Consider the following 24808-nt stretch of genomic DNA (forward strand, 5'->3'; position numbering starts at 1 on the left):
TATCATGATGCTGGTGTTTTATACAGTGCTGGCAGGGTTATAGCGCGCGGTAGACCAGATAGACCGAGTACCAGAATGTTTCGCGCATCAGGAAGTGCATTCTGGAAATAAATGAACGATAGCGGGAGGTGCTGGTCGGTGAACTCCACGCCTCAATGCCCTCATCGTGCGCCATCAACATAATGCGTTTCATATGCAAGGGATCGCTAACGATAAGTGCGTTATGCAATTGATTCATCGTCATAATCACTTTTGCATAATGCAGATTCTCGCGTGTCACGTGAGAGCGATCTTCTACCAGAATCGCCTGGTCAGGTACGTTTTGAGATAACAAATAACGTCGGGCGACGGCGGCATCGGAGAGGGCATTGTTGTTGCTGTAGCCGCCCGTGACGATAAGCGTTTTTATATAGCCATCCCGGTAAAGGCTGACGGCGTGGTTAAGCCGCTCCTGAAAGACCGGCGAAGGATGATCGCCCGTTACCGCTGCGCCCGCTATGATCGCGCAGTCGGCGGTGTGAGTTTCGTCGCGCAGGCTGTAGTGGTAGATAGACGAAGCGTTGATACAGCTAATGATCAGAATCCCGATGAGGATTATGAAAAAGAAAATGCCAACCGTTTTACGCGTACTCATGCCTGTCCCTTTCGCTAATGGAGGTCTCACTTCAGATGCGCTTCTGGCTGGAGAGCCGGAGATTATTCTCTTCTCTGAAAAGTTGGCTGAAAAGACAGAGGACGCGCCTTTCGGCTTTTGACCCGGTTGGCATCACAGGGATGAAAATAAAAAAACCCAGAACGCTGTCTGGGTTTTACTCAACAGGCGCGGCGTCTACTGCCCGTAATACGCCTTCGCTCCATGCTTGCGCAGATAGTGCTTATCCAGCAGCGTTTGTTGCATTGGCGGCAGGTCAGGGGTGAGCTGGCGGCAGAAGATGCCCATATAGGCCACTTCTTCCATCACGATAGCGTTATGTACCGCATCCATGGCGTCTTTACCCCAGGCAAACGGACCATGGGAATGCACCAGCACGCCAGGCATCTGTTTGGCTTCAATGCCCAATTCGCGGAAGGTTTCAACGATCACCGTTCCGGTATCCCACTCATATTCGCCGTTGATTTCGTCATCGGTCATTTTGCGGGTGCAGGGGATAGCGCCGTAGAAATAGTCGGCATGGGTCGTGCCCGTCGCCGGAATGCTTTTCCCGGCCTGTGCCCAGATGGTGGCGTGGCGGGAATGGGTATGCACGATGCCGCCAATATCGGGGAACTGTTGGTACAGCAGGCGGTGGGTCGGCGTATCGGAAGAGGGTTTCTTGTTACCTTCGACAACTTCACCGGTTTCGATACTGACCACCACCATATCCTCGGCGGTCATCACCGAATACTCTACCCCGGACGGCTTGATGATAAATACGCCCTGTTCACGACAGACGGCGCTGACGTTGCCCCAGGTCAGGGTAACCAGATTGTGGGCCGGGAGCGCAAGGTTGGCTTCCAGCACCTGACGTTTCAGATCTTCTAACATCGTTTTCCTCCGCTAAAAAAAGGGGCCAGCCGCATGGACTGGCCAAAAGTTCCCCTGTGATTAGCGTTTAAAGCCGTAGTAAACCTCATTCCAGCGCAGCGCATCTTTGAACGCAGGCAGGCGGGTGTCGTTGTCGATAACGGCCAGTTCGATGTCGTTCAGTTCTGCGAACAGGCGCATATCGTCGAGCGTTAACGCGTGGCTGAATACGGTATGGTGCGCGCCGCCCGCCAGGATCCAGGCTTCAGAGGCGGTCGTGAGATCCGGCTGCGCTTTCCACAGCGCGTTTGCCACCGGCAATTTCGGCAGCGCGTGCGGCGCTTCAACGGTATCGACACAGTTGACCAACAGACGGAAACGATCGCCCAGATCGATCAGGCTGGCGTTAATGCCCGGGCCGGTTTTGCTGGAGAAGATCAGGCGCGCCGGATCGTCTTTACCGCCGATGCCCAGGTATTGCACATCGAGGATCGGTTTTTCATCGGTAGCGATGGACGGGCACACTTCGAGCATATGGGAACCCAGCACCATGTCGTTGCCAGACTCGAAGTTATAGGTGTAATCCTCCATAAACGAGGTGCCGCCGTTCAACCCGCCGGACATCACTTTCATGATGCGCAGCAGGGCGGCGGTTTTCCAGTCGCCTTCGCCCGCAAAGCCGTAACCCTGCTGCATCAGACGCTGTACCGCCAGGCCTGGCAACTGCTTCAGGCCATGCAGATCTTCAAACGTTGTGGTGAACGCATGGAAACCACCCTGCTCGAGGAAGCGTTTCATGCCGAGTTCGATACGCGCCGCGTCGATCACATTCTGGCGTTTGTCGCCGTTGACCTGCGCCGCCGCCGTCAGGCGATAGGTGCTTTCATATTCGTCGACCAGCGCGCTGACGTCGCCGTTGCTGATTTCGTTAACCACTGCGACCAGGTCGCCAACGCCCCAGGTGTTAACCGAGAAACCGAATTTAATTTGCGCTGCGACTTTATCACCGTCAGTCACCGCCACTTCGCGCATGTTATCGCCGAAACGCACCACTTTCAGATGGCGGGTTTCCTGTTTAGAGACTGCCTGACGCATCCAGGAGCCGATGCGTTGGTGGGCCTGAGGATCTTTCCAGTAGCCGGTCACGACGCTGTGCTGCTGACGCATACGCGCGCCGATAAAGCCGAACTCGCGGCCGCCGTGCGCGGTCTGGTTCAGGTTCATAAAGTCCATATCAATGCTGTCCCATGGGATCTGGGCATTGAACTGCGTATGGAATTGCAGCAGCGGTTTGTTCAGGATGCTCAGGCCGTTGATCCACATTTTGGCTGGCGAGAAGGTGTGCAGCCAGACCATCATCCCGGCGCAGTTATCGTGATAGTTAGCGTCGCGGCAGATAGCGGTGATTTCGTCCGGCGAGGTGCCGAGCGGTTTCAGCACCAGTTTGCACGGCAGTTTGGCTTCGCTGTTCAGGGAATCCACTACCTGCTGGGCGTGTTGCGTCACCTGGCGCAGCGTTTCCGGGCCATAAAGATGCTGGCTGCCGATTACAAACCAAACTTCGTATTTACTAAAGGCTGTCATTGTCTTGTCCTTAAAGCGTCAGGGCTGCACGGTCTGCATCAGAAGGCTGGGCCGTGTCAGAGGGGGAATAATGGAGCTCGGCGCTTTCGCACCAGCGTTGATAGCGGCGATACAGCGCCTCAAAGCGCGCGGCGGTCGCCGGGTCCGGCTGGAGGGTTTTTTCCATCTCGCTCGCCATGGCCTGTTGTGCCTGGGGGATATCGTCATAGACGCCTGCGGCGACGGCGGCAAAAATGGCCGCGCCCAGCGCGCAACATTGATCGGAGCCGACAATTTGCAGCGGGCGGTTCAGCACATCACAGCACACCTGCATGATCACCGGGTTTTTACGGGCAATACCACCCAGCGCCACCACTTCATTAACCGGAATGCCTTGCTCAGTGAAACACTCCATAATCGCGCGCGCGCCAAAGGCCGTGGAGGCGATCAGCCCGCCGAAAAGCAGCGGCGCGTCGGTAGCGAGATTCACATCGGTGATCACGCCTTTCAGTCGCTGGTTGGCGAATGGCGTGCGACGACCGTTGAACCAGTCGAGGATCACCGGCAGATGATCGAGCGACGGCTGTTTCGCCCAGTCAGCGGTGAGCGCAGGCAGCAGCGCTTTTTTGCTTTCGCTGATTTGGGACTTCAGTTCCGGATGCTGCTCGGCAAGGCGATCCAGCGGCCAGCTCAGTACGCGGCCAAACCAGGCGTACATGTCGCCGAATGCCGACTGGCCCGCTTCCATACCGATAAAATCGGGCACGACGCTGCCGTCTACCTGTCCGCAGATACCTTTGACGGCGCGGTCGCCGACGGATTCTTTATCGGCAATCAGGATGTCGCAGGTTGAGGTGCCGATCACTTTCACCAGCGTATTCGGCTGAGCGTTCGCGCCGACCGCACCCATATGGCAGTCAAACGCGCCGCCGCTAATGACCACGCTTTCCGGCAGGCCCAGGCGCGCAGCCCAGTCCGCCGTCAGCGTGCCCACCGGCACGTCGGCGGTCCAGGTGTCGGTAAACAGCGGGAGTTGAAGATTCTGGCTAATGATCGGATCGAGTTCGTCGAAGAAGCTGACCGGCGGCAAACCGCCCCAGCTCTCATGCCACAGGGATTTATGGCCTGCGCTACAGCGCCCGCGACGAATAGCCGCCGGGGCGGTGGTGCCGGAAAGCAGCGCCGGGATCCAGTCACACAGCTCAATCCACGAGCTGGCGGCGTTAGCGACGGCGGCGTCCTGACGGGTCACGTGCAGGATTTTGGCCCAGAACCATTCACTGGAGTACACCCCGCCGATGTAGCGGGAGTAGTCGATTTTATCCGGCTGGTGGCACAGGCGGGTGATGGCTTCGGCTTCTTCGACGGCCGTGTGATCTTTCCACAGAACGAACATGGCATTCGGGTTGTCGGCGAAGCCAGGATTCAGCGCCAGCACATTGCCCTCGGCATCAATCGGCGCGGGCGTGGAGCCCGTGGTGTCAACGCCGATGCCCACCACCTGTTGGCGTTTTTCTGCGCCTAACTGGTCAAGCACGCTGATAAGCGCGGCTTCCATGGATTCAATGTAATCAAGGGGATGGTGGCGGAATTGGTTACGCGCGGCGTTACAGAACTGCCCGGCCTGCCAGCGCGGATACCATTCCACACTGGTGGCGAGTTCAGCGCCCGAGGTGCAATCAACCGCTAAGGCGCGAACCGAGTCGCTGCCAAAGTCGAGTCCCAGCGCAATGGCCATTTTTTCACTCCATGGATAAATAAACATGCAGTGACATTAGATTTCCGCAGAAAAAAGCGTCAGGTGTATTTGGCTTATCTTATGGATTAAAGTGCTATGCCTTGCTGATTTGTGACCTCACGCAAATAATAGATGTGGACAATTCTGTTGCGGTTATAGACACTTTGGTTATCAAGCGAAAAGCCTGATGTGAGCGGTTATCCTGATGAGTTTTTAGGTTCAAATCCGGTGGTGAAGTGGGTTATTGTGGTTCATGGCTTCGGTAATTCCCAATTTTCAGGGGTGTCGTAAGATATGGACAAATGGTCTCTTCCCACCGATGGTGGAGCACGATTTACTATGGCTGAAACGCAAAACGATCCCCTGTTGCCGGGGTATTCATTTAATGCGCACCTGGTCGCGGGATTAACGCCCATTGACGCCGAGGGCCACCTCGATTTCTTTATCGATCGTCCACTTGGCATGAAAGGCTACATCCTGAATCTCACCATTCGCGGGGAAGGGATCGTCAAGAACAACGGTAAAGAGTTCATCTGCAAGCCAGGGGATATGCTGCTGTTCCCGCCGGGCGAAATTCATCACTATGGCCGTAGTCCGCAGGCTAAAGAGTGGTATCACCAGTGGGTATACTTCCGCCCGCGCGCCTACTGGCAGGAGTGGCTCAGCTGGCCGTCGATCTTCGCCCAGACCGGCTATTACCGCCCCGCCGAGGGCGAGCAAGCGGTCTTTTCCACGCTGCTTCAGCAAATTATCGATGCTTCCCAGCGAGAGGGGCGCTACTCGGAGCTGCTGGCGATCAACCTGCTGGAGCAGCTATTTTTACGGCGCGTCGAGGCGATCAGCGAGTCGATGAAAGCGCCGCTCGATAGCCGCGTCCGGGATGCCTGCCAGTACATCAGCGATCATTTAGCCGATAGCCATTTCGATATCGCAGGCGTCGCGCAGCATGTCTGCCTGTCACAGTCGCGCCTGTCGCACCTGTTCCGCCAGCAGCTTGGCGTCAGTGTCCTGAGCTGGCGTGAGGATCAGCGCATCAGCCAGGCGAAGTTGTTGCTGAGCACCACGCGGATGCCTATCGCCACCGTGGGCCGCAATGTCGGATTTGAGGATCAGCTTTATTTTTCCCGGGTGTTCAAGAAATGCACCGGGGCCAGCCCGAGCGAGTTTCGCGCCGGGTGCGAGTCGAGCTAACTTAAACCAAAACTTAATGATTCTGTGAATGTCATAACCGGTAGGCTATATAGAGTAATGATGTCTTGACGATAGTCAGGGTGCCAGGGAGAATCGCTCCCTCGTTATTTTACCGGAACCTTTATGGAAGCATTCCTGGATCATTTTATTACCCAATCAGTCACTTATTCTCTGGTTGCGATTGCCCTGGTGGCGTTTCTGGAATCGCTGGCGCTGGTTGGGCTGCTGCTGCCTGGCACGGTGATGATGGCCGGTCTTGGCGCGCTGATCGGCAGCGGCGAAGTGAATTTTTATGAGGCCTGGGCGGCGGGAATTGTCGGCTGTATGCTGGGCGACTGGATCTCGTTCTGGCTGGGCTGGCGCTTTAAGAAGCCGCTGCACCGCTGGTCATTTCTCAAGAAAAACAAAGCGCTACTGGATAAAACCGAACACGCGCTGCATCAGCACAGTATGTTCACTATCCTGGTCGGGCGCTTTGTCGGGCCGACGCGTCCGCTGGTGCCGATGGTCGCCGGGATGCTCGATCTCCCTGCGCTCAAATTCCTGCCGCCGAACCTGATTGGCTGCCTGTTCTGGCCGCCGTGCTATTTCCTGCCCGGTATTCTCGCCGGAGCCGCCATTGATATCCCGGCGGATCAGCAAAGCGGCGCGTTTAAGTGGATGCTGCTCGGCGTGGCGCTGCTGTTGTGGCTGGCGGTATGGCTGTGCTGGCGGCTCTGGCGCAGCGCCAAAGCCAACCCTGGCGATAAACTGGTGCAGTGGCTGCCGCGCGGCAGATTGATGTGGGTCGCGCCGCTGGTCAGCGTGGCGGCAGTGGGGGCATTAATCGCCATCCTGAATCACCCGCTGATGCCGGTGTACCGATCCATTCTCTGGAAAGTCATTTCCGGTTTTTAACGCTGGATGCCCAGCAAGGCGGAGGCATCGCTGTTGCCTTCCAGTAACGTGGCGGTGGCCCCATCCCAGATGATGCGGCCATCGCGCACCACCAGGCTGCGCGGCGCGATGCTCAGCGCATCTTCCAGGCTGTGCGACACCATCAGTAACGTCATATTACGCTCGCGGCACAGCGTGCTGAGAAGCTGGAGCATTTCCTGGCGTAGCGCCGGATCAAGCGCCGAGAAGGGTTCGTCCAGCAGCAAAATCGGCTGCTGACGGATCAGGCAGCGCGCCAGCGCCGCCCGCTGCCGTTGCCCGCCGGACAGCTCCCCCGGCAGGCGATCCAGCAGCTCGATCAGCCCCATTTTCCCGGCCAGCACATTGACCTCTTCACGCTGCGCGTCGTTGAGTTTCAGCCCCGGATGTAATCCCAGCCCGATATTCTGGCGCACCGTGAGGTGGTTAAACAGATTGTTTTCCTGAAACAGCATCGACACCGGGCGCTGCGCGGGCGGCGTAAGGGTGTGCCCGCCGCCGTTCAGTTTAATTTGCCCACTCGCCGGGCTCAGGAATCCGGCAATCAGATTCAGCAGGGTGCTTTTCCCTGCGCCGCTGGGCCCAAGGATGGCAATCCGTTCACCCGCGTCGGCATGAAAGGAGAAACGCATCGGCAGATGGTGGTAAAGCCAGGTTACATCAGTGAGCGTTAGCATGTCGTCCCGCCAGTTTTTCTATGACCGTAAAAAGCGCAAAACAGAGTAACAGCAGCAACAGCGCAGTCACTGCCCCGTCGTCGCTGCGATACGCGCCGATCTGCTGATACAGGTAATAAGGCAGCGTGCGGAAGTTATCGTTGCCGAACAGCGCCACGACGCCGAAATCGCCTATCGACAGCACGCTGGCAAAGGCCATCGCCTGGGCAATCGGCTTCTTCAGCGCCTTTAGCTCAATGATTTTCAGGCGGTTGATCCCGCAAATATCCAGCGACTGGCACAGCGGGCCGTAACGTAACGCGATATCGCGCATCGGGTTATCCAGCACTTTCTGGGCGTAGGGCACCGCCATCAGCGCGTTAGTGAAAATCACAATGGCATCCGCCGATTCCGGCAATCCGATCGTGTTATTGAGCAGCAGGAAGAAACCCGTCGCCAGCACGATGCCCGGCATCGCCAGGATCAGCATGCCGCTAAGCTCCAGACTCTGCGCCGCCAGCCGCCGCTGGCGCAGATGCAGTTCACGCCCGCTCCAGAGCAGCATCATGGTGAGCGTGACGCACAACAGCCCGGCACCCAGCGCGATGCGCAGCGAGGTCCAGAGCGCATCCCACAGAATGGATTGCGACAGCACCCGCAGGATATCGCCCTGCAGGCCATCAACGACCACCGCCATCAGCGGCGGCAGCATCAGCAGCAGCGCCAGGCCGATCAGCAGCCCATCGGTTAACCTGCTGCGCCAGCTATCCTGCGGATCGCGCCAGCCGTGGATCTGATTAACGCCCGGCGCGATGGCTTTACCCAGGCGCTGGCTCAGCAGTACCAGCCCCAGACAGCAGGTCATCTGGATCAGCGCCAGCAGCGCCGCGCGTGCCGGATCGTAGTCAAAACTCAGCGCCTGGTAGATAGCCAGTTCGATGGTGGTCGCCTGCGGCCCGCCGCCCAGCGACAGCACCGTGGCAAAGCTGGCGAAGCAGAGCATAAAGATCAGCGCCGCGACCGACGGGAGTTGGCGGCGGATCCACGGCCACTCCACCAGCCGGAAAAAGTGCCAGCCGCGCATCCCCAACTGGGCGGCAATCTGGCGCTGTTCGCCAGGGATCTGTTCCAGAGTTTGCAGCAGCAGACGGGTCGCCATCGGCATATTAAAAAAGACGTGGGCCAGCAAAATGCCCTGCAAGCCGTACGGGGAGAACGTCCACTCCAGCCCCAACTGGGCCCACAGCGTCGCCAGCCAGCCGGTGCGCCCGTAGACGCTGAGCAGGCCAAACACCGCTACCAGCACCGGCAGTATTAACGTCATCGCGCACAGGCGCAGCAGCGCCTGGCGGCCAGGGAAACGCCGCCGGTACAGGGCGCGGGCGAGGGGAATGGCGGGGATGACCGACAACAGCGCCGACAGCAGCGCCTGCCAGAACGAGAAGCGCACCACGTGCCAGAGATAGCTGTCCTGCCAGAAGCTTGCGCCGCCGGAGGGCGGCGCGTTGAACCACAGCGCGCCAAAAGCCGCCAGCGCCACCGCCACCATGAGCAGCGCGGCGATAACGCCCGGCCACAGCCAGCCCGGAATTAGCGGCTGACGGCGCGCAGCCATGTATTAATCCAGTTTGCGCGCTGGGACGCGACTTCCTGCGGAGTGAACTGCAATGTGGTTTGCGGTTTGGTGAGCAGGTCAAAGCCCTGCGGCAGAGCGACATCGGTCACCGGATACATCCAGTTGCCGGTGGCGATGGTGTTCTGGAACGCCGGAGAAACCATAAAGGTCAGGAATTTTTGCGCCAGCTCCGGCTGTTTGCTGCTGGCCAGTCGCCCGGCGACCTCCACCTGCAAATAGTGGCCCTCGCTGAAGTTTGCGGCAGCGTATTGATCCTTTTTCTCTTCGATAATGTGGTACGCCGGAGAGGTGGTGTAGCTCAGCACCAGATCGCTTTCGCCTTTCTGGAACAGACCGTAGGCTTCGCTCCACCCTTTAGTGACCGTAACGGTTTTCGCCGCCAGCTTTTTCCAGGCCTCCGGCGCGTTATCGCCATACACTTTTTGCATCCACAGCAGCAGGCCAAGGCCCGGCGTACTGGTGCGCGGATCCTGATAAATCACCCGCCATTTTTGATCGCTCTCCACCAGCTCTTTCAGGCTTTTCGGCGGATTTGCCAGTTTGGTTTTGTCATAGACAAAGGCGAAGTAACCGTAATCAAACGGCACGAAGGTGTCGTTTTGCCAGCCGCCCGGCACGTTTACGCTATCGTTTTTAACACCGCTTTTGGCGAACAGACCGGTTTGCGTTGCCGCTTCCAGCAGGTTGTTATCCAGCCCGAGGATCACATCGGCTTTGCTGTTTTTGCCCTCCATCCGCAGACGGTTCAGCAGCGACACGCCGTCTTCCAGCGCCACGAATTTGAGTTCGCAGCCGCACTCTTTTTCAAACGCGGCTTTGACTTTCGGGCCCGGGCCCCAGTCAGCGGAGAAGGAGTCGTAGGTGTAGACGGTGAGCGCTGGCTTAGCAAAAACCGGGGTGGTCGCAAGGACCAGTAACGGCAGAAATTTTTTGAACACTTTGCACCTCAAAAGGAAGTGGCAAAGGATTTTGAGCAGGCAGCCTCAAATCCCTTCGCCGGCGTTATCCGGATCAGGTTCGACGGGTATTATCTCAGCGCGCAGTTTGCTGCGGCACCCCGTTGAGAACGGTCGTATTGTAATGATTTGGTGAATATTTAAAAGAATTATGGCTCCGGCGGTGCAAACCAGGCCGATTTAAAATCAAACCAGCCCAGGGTATTCATGCGCACACCGCGCATACTGCGCTGGCCCTGAATCATCAGCCAGTGGTGGATCAGCGGCAACATGGCCTGTTGCTCAAGCAGTTGCTGGCACCACAGCGCATGATTCAGCTCGCCTGCCTGCCAGCGTTGCGCGTCCGCCTGCCAGTCAATGGGCACGCAGTGCTGCATCAACGGCGTTTCAAACAGGTGCGCGAACAGCGAGAACTCCAGCGGCAGGGTGAAGTTGGCGCTGTTTAGCCAGATATCGCTGACGATTTCCCCCCGATGCCACTCATCATAGTCCACTTCCTGAATCTCCAGCTTCACGTGATGCTCCGCCAGGATCGACGCCATAATCTCAGCGATCACCCGATGTTCGATGTGTTCGCGATAAAACGTCAGCGTCAGCGTTTCCAGCCCCGCGGGCTTTTCGCTGGCGGTGGAAGGGTGGGTATGGTGCCAGCGCGGCAGCAGACCGTATGCCGGGAACCAGTAGCGCTGGTGCTGTTCGCTGGCCCGCCACAGCAGATTGACCGGCGACAGCACGTGGCTGAGCCAGGTTTTCACCTGCGGCAACGCGCCGCGCGGGGATCGCCGATCGTAAAGCAAATAATAGCAGCCCTCTTCGAGACGGCTTTCCACCGCTTTTTCCTCGCCTTCGGCAGAGGATTCCAGATGTACGCCGCTACTTAACTCATCGCCCAGATCCGGGAGCACCCAGAAATTCACTTCGTCGATCAGCGCCCGATAGCCGAAGTAATCATCAAAGGCGTGGATCTTAAGCTGGTTGTTATTGTTGCGCACCACGGCGTAGGGGCCGGTGCCCACCGGACGGCTGGAGAAATTATTCATCGACGGCCATTCGCGCGGCAGGATCATCGCCGCAACGCTGCCCATCAGCCACGGCAGCCAGCGATCCGGCTGGGCAAGATGAATATCCAGCGTCCAGGCGGTAGGGGATTCGATGCGGGTAATGTGCGAATAGAGCGGCAGGGTGTTGATGCGCTGGAGGGAGCTAATCACATCCAGCATATCTAACTCGCGGCCATGGTGAAAATGGATACCGGGCCGCAAAAAGAAACGCCAGTGCAACGGGCCAAGCTGCTGCCAGTGATGGGCGATATCGGCTTCGATTTCCCCGTTTTCCTCATTTATGCGCGTCAGACCGCTAAAGATTTGCCGGACGATATGGGTCTCTGAACGGCGTAACGCAGTGCCCGGCAGCAGGTTTTTGAGTGGCCGATAATAGAGAATGCGCAGGATATGACGCCCCTGGCGAAAGCTGCGCCCGAGGTGGGAAATCAGCATCTGACGCACGGCGGCTTTATCGCCGACAATCTGCACCAGCTGATCGATGCGATCCTGCTCCAGCAGGTCTTCGGCGCGCTGTTGCTGAAGCGCAAGGCCGGTATACAGGAACGTCAGTTTCGAACGTTTCCCCCGGCCCGCTTCCGCATCCCACGTTAGCCAACCCTTTTGCTGCATCGCATTCAGCAGCGTGCGCATATGGCGGCGCGAGCAGTTCAACAGTTCGGCCAGTTCATTTAGCGTGGTTTCCTGCGGCTTTCCGTCACAGCACTGCCACAAACGAATAAATTGTTGTTGAAGCCGGGCGGAAGACATAAAAGGGGAACTCCTGTAGCGAAACCCATCAATTTTTCTTTCCCTATATTAAGCCAATAATTTGCCTTGATGAAAGTGATGATTCCGCCGTGATGAACGCGGTTTTAGGGGAGAAGCGTTGTGGTATTGCCGCTGGCCCGTGGCGGTGCGACAAGGTCCTGAAGCGCGTTCGGTTGTTCCCGGCGCATTGCAGACATCAAGTGTGACTGAGTATTGGTGTTTATCACCCGCCAGCAGATTCAACTGCTGGCTTTTTTCATTGTACACTCATCATGCCGACAGCCTCTGTGTGAGCTGCTTTCTTTACCTGGCCTTTTATACCGCTTTGACGCACGCGAATGATGTTGTGTACAGGCTCTTTGCGTTTCTCCCTAATGAAAGGATGCACGTTATGCAGTGGTTATTAACGCACGGTCGCAGATTGAACGGGATTTATCTGGCGTTTATGGCCGTGACCTTTATGGTTGGCGTGGCAAGTGCGTTGCAGGCCCCCACGCTGAGCCTGTTTCTGAGCCGGGAAGTCGACGTGCGTCCGTTTTGGGTCGGGCTGTTTTATACCGTTAACGCCCTGGCCGGGATCGTGGTGAGCCTGTGGCTGGCGAAGCGATCCGATACCCAGGGCGACCGGCGCAAACTGATACTGTTTTGTTGCGTTATGGCTATCGGTAACTGTGTATTGTTTGCTTTTTCCCGCCATTACCTGACGTTGATTACCGCAGGCGTGCTGCTTTCGGCGCTGGCGAATACCACCATGCCGCAGCTGTTTGCCCTTGCACGGGAATACGCCGACAGCTCGGCCCGTGAAGCGGTGATGTTCAGCTCGGTGATGCGCGCGCAACTGTCGCTGGCGTGGGTGATTGGGCCGCCGCTGGCGTTTTTACTGGCGCTCAATTACGGCTTTACCGCCATGTTTCTGTTTGCTGCGGCGATCTTTGTGCTGAGTTTCGCCGCCATCGCGCTGGCGCTGCCGTCCGTGCCCCGGGAAACCGCTAAAACGGATGTCGCCTTAACTCAGGTAAGCGGGTGGCAGGATAAAAACGTGCGGCTGCTGTTTATCGCCTCGGTGTTAATGTGGACCTGCAACACCATGTATTTTATCGATATGCCGCTGTGGATCAGTAGCGAACTGGGGCTGCGGGATAAGCTGGCGGGCGTGCTGATGGGCACCGCCGCCGGGCTGGAAATCCCGGTGATGCTGCTGGCGGGCTATTACGTGAAGCGCATTGGCAAACGGCGGATTATGCTGCTGGCGGTGGTCTCTGCCATTCTGTTTTATATCGGCCTGTTACTGTTCCAGAGCCAGCAGGCGCTGCTGATGCTGCAAATCTTTAACGCGGTATTTATCGGGATTATCGCGGCGATTGGCATGATCTGGTTTCAGGACCTGATGCCGGGGCGGGCAGGCTCGGCGACCACGCTGTTCACCAACAGCATCTCAACCGGCGTGATTCTGGCAGGGGTGATCCAGGGCGCACTGGTGGAAAGTTTTGGGCATTACGCGGTGTACTGGGCGGTTGCGGGAATGGGCGTTTTTACTCTGCTGATCACCTCGCGGGTGAAAGACGTCTAACAAGATGCCGGGCATCGCGCCCGGCATCTTTTTTTAGTTCATAAACGCCGGCTGGCGCTGTTCGTACGCAGAAATGGCGTCTTCATGCTGTAGGGTCAGGCCGATGCTGTCCAGCCCGTTCAACATGCAGTGACGGCGGAACGCGTCCAGCGTGAAGGCGTACCGCTTGTCGCCTGCGTTGACTTCCTGCGCCTCCAGATCCACTTCAAAGCGGATGCCCGGATTCGCCTGCACCAGCGTAAACAGCTCATCGACTTCGTCATCGCTCAGCTTCACCGGCAGCAGCTGGTTGTTAAAGCTGTTGCCATAGAAAATATCCGCGAAGCTCGGGGCGATCACCACTTTAAAGCCGTAATCGGTCAGCGCCCACGGCGCGTGTTCGCGAGACGAACCACAGCCGAAGTTTTCCCGCGCCAGCAGAATCGATGCGCCCTGATATTCCGGGAAGTTCAGCACAAATTCCGGGTTTGGCACTTCGCCTTTGTCATCCAGAAAACGCCAGTCGTTAAACAGATGAGCGCCAAAGCCGGTGCGGGTGACCTTTTGCAGAAACTGCTTCGGGATAATCGCATCGGTATCGACGTTGGCCGCATCCAGTGGAACCACCAGGCCGGTATGTTGGGTAAATTTTTCTGCCATGGTGAGGCTCCTTATTTCAGTGTGCGGATATCGGCGAAATGGCCGGTTACCGCTGCCGCTGCCGCCATCGCCGGGCTGACCAGGTGAGTGCGGCCGCCACGGCCCTGACGGCCTTCAAAGTTACGATTGCTGGTAGAGGCGCAGCGCTCGCCCGGGTTCAGGCGGTCGTTGTTCATCGCCAGGCACATCGAGCAGCCCGGCAAGCGCCATTCAAAACCGGCTTCGATAAAGATCTTATCCAGACCTTCCGCTTCCGCCTGCGCTTTGACCGGACCGGAGCCCGGCACCACCAGCGCCTGTACGCCTGGCGCGACTTTACGCCCTTTGGCGATTTCCGCCGCGGCGCGCAAATCTTCAATGCGCGAGTTAGTACAGGAGCCGATAAACACTTTATCGATCGCCACTTCCGTCAACGGCACGCCAGGCTGCAGGCCCATATAGGCCAGCGCTTTTTCCGCCGAGGCGCGCTCAACCGGATCGGCAAAGGAGGCCGGTTCCGGCACGCGATCGGTCACGGAAATCACCTGACCGGGGTTAGTGCCCCAGGTGACCTGCGGCGCGATGTCGGCGGCATCCAGCGTGACCACCGTATCGAACACGGCGTCAGGATCGGTTTTGAAGGTTTTCCAGTACTCGACGGCCTCATCAAAATCTTTGCCCTTCGGCGCGTGCAGACGGCCTTTCACATAGTTGAAGGTGGTTTCATCCGGCGCGACCAGGCCCGCTTTGGCGCCCATTTCAATCGCCATGTTGCACAGGGTCATCCGGCCTTCCATGCTCAACGCTTCAATCGCGTCGCCGCAGAATTCCACCACATGACCGGTGCCGCCAGCGCTGCCGGTTTTGCCGATGATCGCCAGCACGATGTCTTTGGCGGTGATACCCGGCGCGGCGCTGCCTTTGACTTCAATCTTCATGGTTTTGGCGCGGCCCTGTTTCAGGGTCTGGGTCGCCAGAACGTGTTCGACTTCCGAGGTGCCGATACCGAACGCCAGCGCGCCGAACGCGCCGTGGGTGGCGGTATGGGAGTCACCGCACACGATGGTCATGCCGGGCAGAGTGATGCCCTGCTCCGGGCCCATCACGTGCACGATGCCCTGATACGGGTGGTTCAGGTCATACAGTTCGACGCCGAATTCGTTGCAGTTCTTGATCAATTCCTGCATCTGGATGCGCGCCATTTCGCCGGAAGCGTTGATATCTTTGGTCTGCGTCGAGACGTTGTGATCCATGGTGGCAAAAGTTTTGCGCGGCTGGCGCACCGGGCGGCCGTGAGCGCGCAAACCGTCGAACGCCTGCGGGGACGTCACTTCATGCACCAGATGACGGTCGATGTACAGCAGCGGCGTTTCGTCTTTTGCTTCATACACCACGTGGGCATCGAATAATTTTTGGTACAGCGTGCTGGCCATGATTACACCCCTTCGGCGACATAGCGGGCAATGATATCGCCCATTTCATCAGTACTGGTTGCCTGGTCGCCGCGCGCCAGGTCGCTGGTGCGTACACCTTCTTCCAGCGCGCGGTTGATGGCGCGTTCAATGGCGTCGGCGGCGTCGCCTGCGTTCAGGCTGTAACGCAGCAGCAGCGCCAGCGACAGGATCTGGGCGATCGGGTTGGCGATGTTTTTCCCGGCAATATCCGGCGCAGAGCCGCCCGCTGGTTCATACAGGCCGAAACCCTGCTCGTTCAGGCTGGCGGAAGGCAGCATGCCCATCGAGCCGGTGATCATCGCGCATTCATCAGACAGGATGTCGCCGAACAGGTTGGAGCACAGCAGCACGTCGAACTGGGACGGATCTTTAATCAGCTGCATGGTGGCGTTGTCGATATACATGTGCGACAGCGACACGTCCGGGTAATCATTAGCGATTTCGTTGACGATTTCGCGCCACAGCAGCGAGGTCTGCAACACGTTGGCTTTATCAATCGAAGTCACTTTTTTACGGCGCTTGCGGGCCGATTCAAAGGCGATGCGCGCGATACGTTCAATTTCAAAGCGGTGATACACCTCCGTATCAAAGGCTTTCTCGTGCATGCCCTGGCCTTCGCGGCCTTTCGGCTGGCCAAAGTAGATGCCGCCGGTCAGTTCACGTACGCACAGGATGTCGAAGCCGTTGGCGGCAATATCGGCGCGCAGCGGGCAAAACGCTTCCAGACCCTGATACAGCTTCGCCGGACGCAGGTTGCTGAACAGTTTGAAGTGTTTACGCAGCGGCAGCAGCGCGCCGCGCTCCGGCTGCTGGGCAGGGGGCAGATGCTCCCATTTCGGGCCGCCCACTGAGCCGAATAAAATCGCGTCGGCTTGCTCACAACCTTCAACCGTGGCTTGCGGCAGCGGGTTGCCATGACGGTCAATCGCCACGCCGCCCACGTCGTAGTGGCTGGTGGAAATACGCATATCGAAACGGCTACGCACGGCATCCAGTACTTTCAGGGCTTGCGCCATCACTTCCGGGCCAATACCGTCACCCGGCAAAACAGCAATATGGTAATTTTTCGACATCACACGGTTTCCTGATTGTGTTCTTTGTTATGAGCTTTGCGTTGTAATTCTTTTTCGACTTCAGCGGCGCGCCAGATGTTGTTCAGCACGTGCACCATGGCTTTGGCGGAGGACTCGACGATGTCCGTTGCCAGGCCCACGCCGTGGAAGCGGCGGCCGTTGTAGTTCACCACGATATCCACCTGGCCCAGCGCGTTTTTGCCCTGGCCTTTGGCGCCTAACTGATAGTTCACCAGTTCGATGTCGTATTCGGTGATGCGGTTAATCGCCTGGTATACCGCGTCTACCGGGCCATTGCCGTTGGCGGCTTCGGCTTTCTCTTCATCGCCGCAAACCAGCTTCACGGACGCGGTCGCCATGGCGTTAGAGCCGGACTGCACACTGAAGTAGTCCAGACGGTAATGCTCCGGCTCTTCCTGCTGCTTATTAATGAACGCCAGCGCTTCTAAATCGTAATCAAACACCTGGCCTTTTTTGTCTGCCAGCTTCAGGAAGGCATCGTACAGGTTGTCCAGGTTGTAATCCCCTTCGTGATAACCCATTTCTTCCATACGGTGTTTCACGGCGGCACGGCCAGAGCGGGAAGTCAGGTTCAACTGAACCTGGTTCAGGCCGATGGATTCCGGGGTCATGATTTCGTAGTTTTCGCGATTTTTCAGCACGCCATCCTGATGGATACCGGACGAGTGAGCGAAGGCGCCGCTGCCGACCACTGCTTTATTGGCCGGGATCGGCATGTTGCAAATCTGGCTGACGGTCTGGCTGGTGCGCCAGATCTCCTGGTGATGGATGTTGGTATGGACGTTCAACAGGTTCTGGCGCAGTTTTATCCCCATGATGACTTCTTCCAGCGCGCAGTTGCCGGCGCGCTCGCCGATGCCGTTCAGGGTGCCTTCAACCTGGCGTGCGCCCGCGTTCACCGCTGCCAGCGCGTTGCCGACCGCCATGCCTAAGTCGTCATGGGTATGAACGGAAATGATGGCTTTATCGATGTTCGGCACGCGCTGGTAAAGGCCGGTAATAATGTTGCTGAATTCGAAGGGCAGGGTGTAACCCACGGTGTCAGGAATATTAATGGTTTTTGCGCCGGCGTTAATGGCGGCTTCGACCACGCGAGCCAGGTCTTCAATGGGGGTGCGACCTGCATCTTCACAGGAAAACTCGACGTCATCGGTATAATTTCGTGCGCGCTTCACCATATAAACTGCGCGTTCAATCACTTCATCCAGCGTGCTGCGCAACTTAGTCGCGATATGCATGGGTGAGGTCGCGATAAAGGTATGAATACGGAACGCTTCAGCGACGCGCAGGGATTCCGCCGCCACGTCAATGTCTTTTTCCACGCAGCGCGCCAGGGCGCAGACGCGGCTATTTTTCACATTCCGGGCGATGGTCTGGACAGACTCGAAGTCCCCTGGCGAAGAGACCGGAAAGCCAACTTCCATTACATCAATACCCATACGTTCCAGGGCAAGGGCAACTTGCAGCTTCTCTTTCACGCTCAGGCTGGCCTGCAGCGCTTGTTCACCATCACGTAATGTTGTATCGAAAATAATGACTTGCTGGCTCATGAATACGGTCCTTATTTCAGTTTTCTGCGCCTGCGACGAGCATAAAAAAACCCGCGCAGTGCGCGGGTTCGTTTTCTCTTGTGGCTTGATCCAACCTATCGCTGAATGCCGCCCAACAGTCTACCGCGCAGAGATGCGTTGAGTAGTAGTAGACCGAGTAGGCGAACAGTGCGAATCATTTATCAAGCCTCAGAATTCGTTAAGATGCTTTTAGTGGTACTTGATTCATAGATGAGTGTCAACCTTTCTTTCAGGCGTCCACCCTTGCCAGAGCACAGCCATGTTTAAATTTATATTTAGCGGAATGTGCTAAAAAACGCGCAAATTAAAAAATTATTGTATCGATTCATGGGTTCGGTTTCTGTTTATCCTGTCCACGTCTTGTCTTCCAATTCATATAGTCAATGAGATGAATTTTCTTTTATTTGTTTTAATAATGATTTTTAAAATCAACACCCGTTACGCTGAAAAAAAAACGTGTCATTAAACAAAGGTGTTAAAAACGTGTTGATGCACTCCGGATGTTAACAACAAGATATTTTAATAATCCTAAAATCATAATTCACCGGGTGAATTATTGAGAATTTTCAAAGTTTATGTTTTGATTGTCGCCAGTAGCAAAATCTAATGTGTTAACGTTGACCGCGATATGATAGCGGTGGTGCAATCGTAAACTATCCCAGCGTTAATTAATGAAAGTGAATAATGGCGTCCTTATCCCTGGCTTTGCAACGAAACGTGGTTCAATAATGTTGCCAGGGTAAGACGATAATGTACCAATGGAGTGGTTTATGCCTGATAATCATCTTAACCATTTGCCCACGGGTGATGGGTTAAAGCCGCAATTACGTTCGGTGGACCTTAATTTATTAACTGTCTTTGATGCGGTAATGCAGGAGCAGAATATTACTCGCGCAGCGCACTTGTTGGGTATGTCTCAACCCGCGGTCAGTAATGCCGTATCGCGGCTTAAGGTTATGTTTAATGATGAACTTTTTGTTCGTTATGGCCGGGGCATTCAGCCTACCATGCGCGCATGTCAGCTTTTTGGTTCTATCCGTCAGGCGCTGCAGTTAGTACAAAATGAACTGCCCGGTTCCGGATTTGAGCCTCTCAGCAGCGAGCGCTTATTTAATCTCTGCGTCTGTAGTCCGTTAGACAATCTCTTAACGTCAATTATTTATAATAGCGTGACGAACATTGCGCCAAATATACATCTGGCATTCAAGTCATCATTAAATCAAAATATTGAACATCAGTTACGCTATCAGGAAACGGAGTTTGTGATCAGTTACGATGTTTTCCGTCGGCCTGAATTTTCCTGTGTGCCTTTATTTGAAGATGAAATGGTGTTGGTGTGCAGTAAATCACATCCCCGCAAGAAAGATTTGACTAATGAACAAGGCGTTTATCGCGAACAGCATGCCGTTGTGGCATTAGAACGTTTCGGTTCATTTAGCGCGCCCTGGTATGACACGACGGAAAAACAGAGCGTTATTGCCTATCAGGGAATGGCAATGACCAGCGTACTGAATGTTGTTTCTCAAACAAATCTGGTTGCCATCGCGCCTCGCTGGCTGGCAGAAGAATTTGTCTCAACGTTGAGCCTGGATGTTCTGGCGCTGCCATTAGAGATCGATCGCCGCACCTGCTATCTCTCCTGGCATGAAGCGGCGGGGCGTGACAAAGGCCATCAATGGATGGAAGAGTTGCTGATCAAAATTTGTAAGAAATAAAATTGTAGAGATAAACCGGATGGGTAACCGTTCGGTTTTGCTATTTTCACTATTAATAATAGTGATTTATTCTGTTTTGATTTTCAGGCTTTCGCATTAATAATCCTTTACCGCTTTCCTTGATCTCTCACTGTAATCTCCAACACTTATAAAATATCCCGCCATGACAACCGCTTCTTCCAGAGCTTTTACGCTATTAAACGTGTTTTGACCGTTCGTGGCGGAAAAAAGGCGTTATACGAGCAGCAATGTGGGTCAATTGCCTGCCCGATCCCGAGCGGTTATGTTATGAGAAAGAAAAAAGCTCATTGCAACGTCAGGCGTTTCGCGCCTGCATTCACAACGGCGAGAACATGATTTCCGCCGTTGACAGAAAATAAAGCCTGGAGGCAAATGATGGAGATGTTGTCTGGAGCCGAGATGGTGGTGCAGTCGCTGATCGACCAGGGCGTGAAACAGGTATTCGGTTATCCCGGCGGGGCCGTGCTGGATATCTATGACGCGCTGCATACGATCGGTGGGATTGACCATATACTGGTGCGGCATGAACAAGCTGCTGTACACATGGCGGATGGTCTGGCGCGGGCCACTGGCGAAGTGGGTGTCGTACTGGTGACGTCTGGCCCTGGGGCGACCAATGCGATTACAGGTATCGCGACTGCCTATATGGATTCCATTCCCTTAGTGGTGCTCTCCGGCCAGGTGGCAACATCCCTTATCGGTTATGACTCCTTCCAGGAATGCGACATGGTGGGGATTTCCCGCCCGGTAGTGAAGCATAGCTTCCTTGTTAAGCAAACCGAAGATATCCCGACCGTACTGAAGAAAGCTTTTTGGCTGGCCGCCAGTGGTCGTCCCGGCCCGGTAGTCGTTGATTTACCAAAAGATATTCTCAATCCGGCGAAGAAGATGCCATACGTCTGGCCCGACACCGTCAGTATGCGTTCTTATAATCCCACCACCCAGGGGCACAAAGGCCAAATCAAACGCGCGCTACAAACGCTGCTGGCCGCGAAAAAACCGGTTCTCTATGTCGGCGGCGGGGCGATCAACTCCGCTTGTGACGCGCCGCTGCGTCGTCTGGTCGAAAAGCTTAATTTGCCGGTCACCTCTTCATTAATGGGCCTGGGGGCGTTTCCCGGGTCGCATCGTCAGTCTTTAGGCATGTTGGGTATGCATGGCACCTACGAAGCCAATATGACGATGCACCATTCTGATGTGATTTTTGCCGTCGGTGTGCGTTTTGACGATCGCACCACCAATAATCTGGCGAAGTACTGCCCGAATGCCACGGTGCTGCATATCGATATCGATCCGGCGTCTATTTCTAAAACGGTGTCCGCCGATATCCCTATCGTGGGCGATGCGGGGCTGGTGCTGGAACAGATGCTGGAATTGCTGGAGCAGGAAGAAAACATTCAGGCGCTGGATGATATCCGCGACTGGTGCAGCAAATTGACGTCTGGCGCGCGCGCAAATGCCTGAGCTACAACACTTCCGGCGAAAGCATTAAGCCTCAGGCAGTCATCGAGACGATCCACCGTTTAACTCATGGCGATGCCTACGTCACGTCTGACGTTGGTCAGCATCAGATGTTCGCGGCACTTTATTATACCTTCGATAAACCGCGCCGATGGATTAACTCCGGCGGTCTCGGCACCATGGGGTTTGGTTTACCTGCGGCGCTGGGCGTCAAGCTTGCCCTGCCGAATGAGATGGTGATTTGCGTGACCGGGGACGGCAGCATCCAGATGAACATTCAGGAGCTGTCTACCGCGTTGCAATATGAATTGCCGGTGCTGGTGTTGAATCTGAATAACCGCTATCTCGGCATGGTGAAGCAGTGGCAGGACATGATCTATTCCGGCCGCCATTCACAATCCTATATGGAGTCGCTGCCGGACTTTGCCCGCCTTGCCCAGGCCTACGGGCATGTGGGTATCAACATTACCCGCCCTGATGAACTGGAAAGCAAATTAAGCGAAGCCCTGGATCAGGTGCGCAATAACCGCCTGGTGTTCGTCGATGTAACCGTCGATGGCACCGAGCACGTTTATCCGATGCATATTCGTGGTGGCGGAATGGATGAAATGTGGTTAAGCAAAACGGAGAGGACATAAGCATGCGCCGGATACTATCTGTGTTACTGGAAAACGAATCGGGCGCGCTGTCACGGGTGATCGGTTTGTTCTCCCAACGCGGCTATAACATCGAAAGCCTCACCGTTGCGCCGACAGAAGATCCTACCCTGTCGCGCATGACCATCCAGACGGTGGGCGATGCCAAAGTGCTTGAGCAGATCGAAAAGCAACTGCACAAGCTGGTGGACGTGCTGCGCGTGAACGAACTGGGGCAGGGCGCGCACGTCGAGCGTGAAATCATGCTGGTGAAGATTCAGGCCAGCGGCTATGGCCGTGATGAAGTCAAACGCAACACCGAGATCTTTCGCGGTTCTATTATTGATGTCACGCCCTCGATGTATACCGTACAGCTGGCAGGCACCAGCGATAAGCTGGACGCATTCCTCGCTACCATCCGCGATGTGGCGAAAATCGTCGAAGTTGCCCGCTCCGGCGTAGTCGGGTTGTCGCGCGGCGATAAGATTATGCGGTAGCGTAAAAGTTAAAAAATTAAACCAGCCCGGCATGTCTCACCGGGCTTTTTTTTGCCTGAACGCCAGCAAGAGCGCGCAAAAGCAGTTGCTCAGGGTATTATTCTGCGTTTAGATGTTATGGATTTTGCTATAACCCTAATAAGGCTATGGAGTATGTCATTCACTAAGGGGCAATTGTGAAACTGGACGAAATCGCGCGACTGGCAGGGGTGTCGCGCACAACGGCGAGTTACGTCATTAATGGAAAAGCCCGACAGTATCGCGTGAGCGATAAAACTGTCGAAAAAGTGATGGCGGTCGTGCGTGAGCATAACTACCACCCAAACGCGGTGGCGGCGGGATTGCGCGCAGGCAGAACGCGCTCAATCGGTTTAGTTATCCCCGATCTTGAAAACACCAGCTACACGCGTATTGCCAATTATCTTGAACGTCAGGCTCGTCAGCGTGGCTATCAACTGCTGATTGCCTGCTCGGAAGACCAGCCTGATAACGAGATGCGCTGTATCGAGCATCTGTTACAGCGTCAGGTTGACGCCATTATCGTTTCCACCTCTCTGCCGCCGGAGCATCCGTTCTACCAACGCTGGGCGAATAATTCATTCCCTATCGTCGCACTGGATCGCGCGTTAGATCGCGAGCATTTCACCAGCGTGGTGGGTGCCGATCAGGACGATGCGGAAATGTTGGCTGGCGAATTGCGTCAATTCCCGGCGCAAACCGTGCTGTATATGGGGGCGCTACCGGAGCTGTCGGTGAGCTTTTTACGCGAGCAGGGTTTCCGCGCCGCGTGGAAAGACGATCCCCGGGAAGTGCATTATCTGTATGCCAACAGCTATGAAAGAGAAGCGGCTGCGCAGCTGTTCGAAAAATGGCTGGAAACGCATCCGATGCCCCAGGCGCTGTTCACCACCTCCTTTGCTTTACTGCAAGGGGTGATGGATGTGACGTTAAAACGTGAGGGACGTTTGCCGACCGATCTGGCCATCGCGACCTTTGGCGATAACGAGCTGCTCGATTTCTTGCAATGTCCGGTACTGGCAGTGGCGCAACGTCACCGTGATGTAGCGGAGCGTGTGCTGGAACTGGTGCTTGCCAGCCTTGACGAGCCGCGTAAACCGAAACCGGGGCTGACGCGTATCAGGCGTAATTTGTATAAACGCGGCAGTCTGAGCCGCCGTTAATTTTCAGATAAAGGCAGCGCAGGCTGCCTTTTTTAAATATTCAGACTATTCCGTACCAATCATACGTATTTCTTAAATTATTCATAATCCGCTTCAAATGAAGGATTAATATCCCGTAAGCAGTAAATTAATATTTCTTTTGAATCATTTTGTAACATGTGCCCTGCAATAACTTGCCGATAAATAACTTTATTGTTACGGCCTGCCACTCCGGAACCTCCTTTATGCGGGCCATGTGCTGCTGTTCAGACCGCGTGATTTGCCTTAAAATGCCGCCCGCGTCGCAAACTGGGCACTTTGTATTTTTTTTGTACGTAAATAGTCGATTTTACCCCTCCAGGTTTATTCGTCATTTTTCTTACAAATATTCATGACGTTAATTTTGCCTCGCTTTAAACGCAGCTTTTTAAGTTCGCTCTTCTCCTCCTCAGGAAAGGATAATTTGTTAATTCCAGCCTCGGTGCTGGCTTGACAAGCTTTTCCTCCGCTCCGTAAACTCCCTAATGTGGGAATTTGTGGGATATTGTGGTGGAAAGGGGCTTATCAGGGTGAGGCTGGCATGTTCCGTGGCGCTTCGTTAGTAAACCTCGACAGTAAAGGGCGCTTATCGGTGCCTACCCGCTACAGGGAACAACTGATCGAGACCGCTGCCGGTCAGATGGTTTGTACCATCGACATCCATCACCCATGCCTGCTGCTTTATACGCTTCCTGAATGGGAAGTCATTGAACAAAAACTATCGCGTCTGTCGAGCATGAATCCCAGTGAACGCCGTGTGCAACGGCTGTTGTTAGGGCATGCCAGTGAATGTCAGATGGACAGTGCCGGACGACTGTTGCTAACCCCCGTGTTAAGGCAGCATGCCGGACTTACCAAACAAGTGATGCTGGTCGGGCAGTTCAATAAATTTGAGCTGTGGGACGAAACGGCCTGGTATCAACGAGTCAAGGAAGACATAGACGCAGAGCAGTCCTCCTCTGAAGTGATGTCAGAGCGATTGCAGGATTTGTCCTTATAAAAA

Annotated in this window: 21 protein-coding genes, 1 pseudogene and 1 riboswitch; of the genes and pseudogenes, 8 read left to right on the forward strand and 14 right to left on the reverse strand. The window is 55.6% G+C overall.

Annotated elements, in window-relative coordinates:
- Window positions 1–37: 37 nt before the first annotated feature.
- From GV764_RS06240 to araB, 4 genes are all read right to left on the reverse strand, one after another.
- On the reverse strand, window positions 38–634 hold the full coding sequence (locus GV764_RS06240) for a YdcF family protein (RefSeq protein WP_161659398.1): 597 nt from the start codon (window positions 632–634) through the stop codon (window positions 38–40).
- 195 nt (window positions 635–829) lie between these two features.
- Window positions 830–1525, reverse strand: a complete 696-nt coding sequence (gene araD / locus GV764_RS06245; protein ID WP_161659399.1) for an L-ribulose-5-phosphate 4-epimerase — start codon at window positions 1523–1525, stop codon at window positions 830–832.
- A gap of 60 nt (window positions 1526–1585) precedes the next feature.
- Window positions 1586–3088 carry an L-arabinose isomerase gene (gene araA, locus GV764_RS06250; RefSeq protein ID WP_161659400.1) on the reverse strand — a complete coding sequence of 501 codons (1503 nt, stop codon included), beginning with the start codon at window positions 3086–3088 and terminating at the stop codon, window positions 1586–1588.
- A 10-nt stretch (window positions 3089–3098) separates the two neighbouring features.
- A complete protein-coding gene (araB, locus tag GV764_RS06255) occupies window positions 3099–4805 on the reverse strand; it encodes a ribulokinase (protein WP_161659401.1) in 1707 nt (568 codons plus the stop codon).
- Window positions 4806–5144: 339 nt separating this feature from the next.
- Between araB and araC the strand changes: the two genes are divergently transcribed.
- Entirely contained in the window at window positions 5145–5996 is an 852-nt protein-coding gene (gene araC, locus GV764_RS06260; protein WP_161659402.1) for an arabinose operon transcriptional regulator AraC, read from the forward strand.
- A gap of 123 nt (window positions 5997–6119) precedes the next feature.
- On the forward strand, window positions 6120–6893 hold the full coding sequence (locus GV764_RS06265) for a DedA family protein (protein WP_161659403.1): 774 nt from the start codon (window positions 6120–6122) through the stop codon (window positions 6891–6893).
- Here the strand turns inward: GV764_RS06265 and thiQ are convergent.
- The 4 genes from thiQ to sgrR form a co-directional block, all read right to left on the reverse strand.
- On the reverse strand, window positions 6890–7588 hold the full coding sequence (thiQ, locus tag GV764_RS06270) for a thiamine ABC transporter ATP-binding protein ThiQ (RefSeq protein ID WP_161659404.1): 699 nt from the start codon (window positions 7586–7588) through the stop codon (window positions 6890–6892). The two genes, GV764_RS06265 and thiQ, sit on opposite strands and share 4 nt — an antisense overlap.
- A complete protein-coding gene (thiP, locus tag GV764_RS06275; protein ID WP_161659405.1) occupies window positions 7572–9182 on the reverse strand; it encodes a thiamine/thiamine pyrophosphate ABC transporter permease ThiP in 1611 nt (536 codons plus the stop codon). Before thiP ends, thiQ begins: the two co-directional genes overlap by 17 nt.
- On the reverse strand, window positions 9158–10141 hold the full coding sequence (gene thiB / locus GV764_RS06280) for a thiamine ABC transporter substrate binding subunit (RefSeq protein ID WP_161659406.1): 984 nt from the start codon (window positions 10139–10141) through the stop codon (window positions 9158–9160). The genes thiP and thiB overlap by 25 nt, the downstream gene beginning before the upstream one ends.
- Window positions 10142–10173: 32 nt before the next feature.
- Window positions 10174–10273: riboswitch (TPP riboswitch) on the reverse strand.
- 35 nt (window positions 10274–10308) lie between these two features.
- Window positions 10309–11970, reverse strand: coding sequence for an HTH-type transcriptional regulator SgrR (gene sgrR, locus GV764_RS06285; protein WP_161659407.1), 1662 nt, complete (start codon window positions 11968–11970; stop codon window positions 10309–10311).
- A gap of 391 nt (window positions 11971–12361) precedes the next feature.
- Between sgrR and GV764_RS06290 the strand changes: the two genes are divergently transcribed.
- Window positions 12362–13540 (forward strand): sugar efflux transporter, encoded by a 1179-nt coding sequence (locus GV764_RS06290; protein WP_161659408.1) that lies wholly within the window; start codon window positions 12362–12364, stop codon window positions 13538–13540.
- A 33-nt stretch (window positions 13541–13573) separates the two neighbouring features.
- On the opposite strand, the gene leuD is transcribed toward GV764_RS06290, so the two are convergent.
- The 5 genes from leuD to leuL all read right to left on the reverse strand — a co-directional run bounded on the left by leuD (window position 13574) and on the right by leuL (window position 18435).
- Entirely contained in the window at window positions 13574–14179 is a 606-nt protein-coding gene (gene leuD, locus GV764_RS06295) for a 3-isopropylmalate dehydratase small subunit (RefSeq protein WP_161659409.1), read from the reverse strand.
- Between the two features lie 11 nt (window positions 14180–14190).
- Window positions 14191–15591 (reverse strand): 3-isopropylmalate dehydratase large subunit, encoded by a 1401-nt coding sequence (gene leuC, locus GV764_RS06300; RefSeq protein ID WP_161659410.1) that lies wholly within the window; start codon window positions 15589–15591, stop codon window positions 14191–14193.
- Between the two features lie 2 nt (window positions 15592–15593).
- Window positions 15594–16685 (reverse strand): 3-isopropylmalate dehydrogenase, encoded by a 1092-nt coding sequence (gene leuB, locus GV764_RS06305; RefSeq protein WP_161659411.1) that lies wholly within the window; start codon window positions 16683–16685, stop codon window positions 15594–15596.
- Complete coding sequence (gene leuA / locus GV764_RS06310) at window positions 16685–18256, reverse strand: 2-isopropylmalate synthase (protein ID WP_161659412.1); 1572 nt, start codon at window positions 18254–18256, stop codon at window positions 16685–16687. The genes leuB and leuA overlap by 1 nt, the downstream gene beginning before the upstream one ends.
- Window positions 18257–18351: 95 nt before the next feature.
- Window positions 18352–18435: a leu operon leader peptide gene (gene leuL, locus GV764_RS22375; protein ID WP_121497546.1), complete on the reverse strand. Its 84-nt coding sequence runs from the start codon at window positions 18433–18435 to the stop codon at window positions 18352–18354.
- Between the two features lie 612 nt (window positions 18436–19047).
- Here leuL and leuO point away from each other — a divergent pair.
- From leuO to cra, 4 genes and pseudogenes are all read left to right on the forward strand, one after another.
- Entirely contained in the window at window positions 19048–19992 is a 945-nt protein-coding gene (gene leuO, locus GV764_RS06320; protein WP_161659413.1) for a transcriptional regulator LeuO, read from the forward strand.
- Between the two features lie 396 nt (window positions 19993–20388).
- Window positions 20389–22112: pseudogene (gene ilvI / locus GV764_RS06325) on the forward strand (acetolactate synthase 3 large subunit).
- A gap of 2 nt (window positions 22113–22114) precedes the next feature.
- Window positions 22115–22606 carry an acetolactate synthase small subunit gene (ilvN, locus tag GV764_RS06330; protein WP_125293200.1) on the forward strand — a complete coding sequence of 164 codons (492 nt, stop codon included), beginning with the start codon at window positions 22115–22117 and terminating at the stop codon, window positions 22604–22606.
- Window positions 22607–22782: 176 nt separating this feature from the next.
- Entirely contained in the window at window positions 22783–23787 is a 1005-nt protein-coding gene (cra, locus tag GV764_RS06335) for a catabolite repressor/activator (RefSeq protein ID WP_161659414.1), read from the forward strand.
- Window positions 23788–23864: 77 nt separating this feature from the next.
- Here cra and GV764_RS22225 read toward each other — a convergent pair whose 3' ends face one another.
- Window positions 23865–23996, reverse strand: a complete 132-nt coding sequence (locus GV764_RS22225; protein WP_269090132.1) for a hypothetical protein — start codon at window positions 23994–23996, stop codon at window positions 23865–23867.
- A gap of 350 nt (window positions 23997–24346) precedes the next feature.
- Between GV764_RS22225 and mraZ the strand changes: the two genes are divergently transcribed.
- Window positions 24347–24805 (forward strand): division/cell wall cluster transcriptional repressor MraZ, encoded by a 459-nt coding sequence (gene mraZ / locus GV764_RS06340; RefSeq protein WP_161659415.1) that lies wholly within the window; start codon window positions 24347–24349, stop codon window positions 24803–24805.
- Window positions 24806–24808: the final 3 nt, after the last annotated feature.

The sequence above is a fragment of the Atlantibacter hermannii genome (genome assembly GCF_009907385.1).
GTDB lineage: Bacteria > Pseudomonadota > Gammaproteobacteria > Enterobacterales > Enterobacteriaceae > Atlantibacter > Atlantibacter hermannii_A.

Bases quoted from the DNA above. Each gene is read 5' to 3' on its own strand.
- GV764_RS06240 (WP_161659398.1), bottom strand. From the start codon at position 634: ATGAGTACGCGTAAAACGGTTGGCATTTTCTTTTTCATAATCCTCATC.
- araD (WP_161659399.1), bottom strand. From the start codon at position 1,525: ATGTTAGAAGATCTGAAACGTCAGGTGCTGGAAGCCAACCTTGCGCTC.
- araA (WP_161659400.1), bottom strand. From the start codon at position 3,088: ATGACAGCCTTTAGTAAATACGAAGTTTGGTTTGTAATCGGCAGCCAG.
- araB (WP_161659401.1), bottom strand. From the start codon at position 4,805: ATGGCCATTGCGCTGGGACTCGACTTTGGCAGCGACTCGGTTCGCGCC.
- araC (WP_161659402.1), top strand. From the start codon at position 5,145: ATGGCTGAAACGCAAAACGATCCCCTGTTGCCGGGGTATTCATTTAAT.
- GV764_RS06265 (WP_161659403.1), top strand. From the start codon at position 6,120: ATGGAAGCATTCCTGGATCATTTTATTACCCAATCAGTCACTTATTCT.
- thiQ (WP_161659404.1), bottom strand. From the start codon at position 7,588: ATGCTAACGCTCACTGATGTAACCTGGCTTTACCACCATCTGCCGATG.
- thiP (WP_161659405.1), bottom strand. From the start codon at position 9,182: ATGGCTGCGCGCCGTCAGCCGCTAATTCCGGGCTGGCTGTGGCCGGGC.
- sgrR (WP_161659407.1), bottom strand. From the start codon at position 11,970: ATGTCTTCCGCCCGGCTTCAACAACAATTTATTCGTTTGTGGCAGTGC.
- GV764_RS06290 (WP_161659408.1), top strand. From the start codon at position 12,362: ATGCAGTGGTTATTAACGCACGGTCGCAGATTGAACGGGATTTATCTG.
- leuD (WP_161659409.1), bottom strand. From the start codon at position 14,179: ATGGCAGAAAAATTTACCCAACATACCGGCCTGGTGGTTCCACTGGAT.
- leuC (WP_161659410.1), bottom strand. From the start codon at position 15,591: ATGGCCAGCACGCTGTACCAAAAATTATTCGATGCCCACGTGGTGTAT.
- leuB (WP_161659411.1), bottom strand. From the start codon at position 16,685: ATGTCGAAAAATTACCATATTGCTGTTTTGCCGGGTGACGGTATTGGC.
- leuA (WP_161659412.1), bottom strand. From the start codon at position 18,256: ATGAGCCAGCAAGTCATTATTTTCGATACAACATTACGTGATGGTGAA.
- leuL (WP_121497546.1), bottom strand. From the start codon at position 18,435: ATGATTCGCACTGTTCGCCTACTCGGTCTACTACTACTCAACGCATCT.
- leuO (WP_161659413.1), top strand. From the start codon at position 19,048: ATGCCTGATAATCATCTTAACCATTTGCCCACGGGTGATGGGTTAAAG.
- ilvN (WP_125293200.1), top strand. From the start codon at position 22,115: ATGCGCCGGATACTATCTGTGTTACTGGAAAACGAATCGGGCGCGCTG.
- mraZ (WP_161659415.1), top strand. From the start codon at position 24,347: ATGTTCCGTGGCGCTTCGTTAGTAAACCTCGACAGTAAAGGGCGCTTA.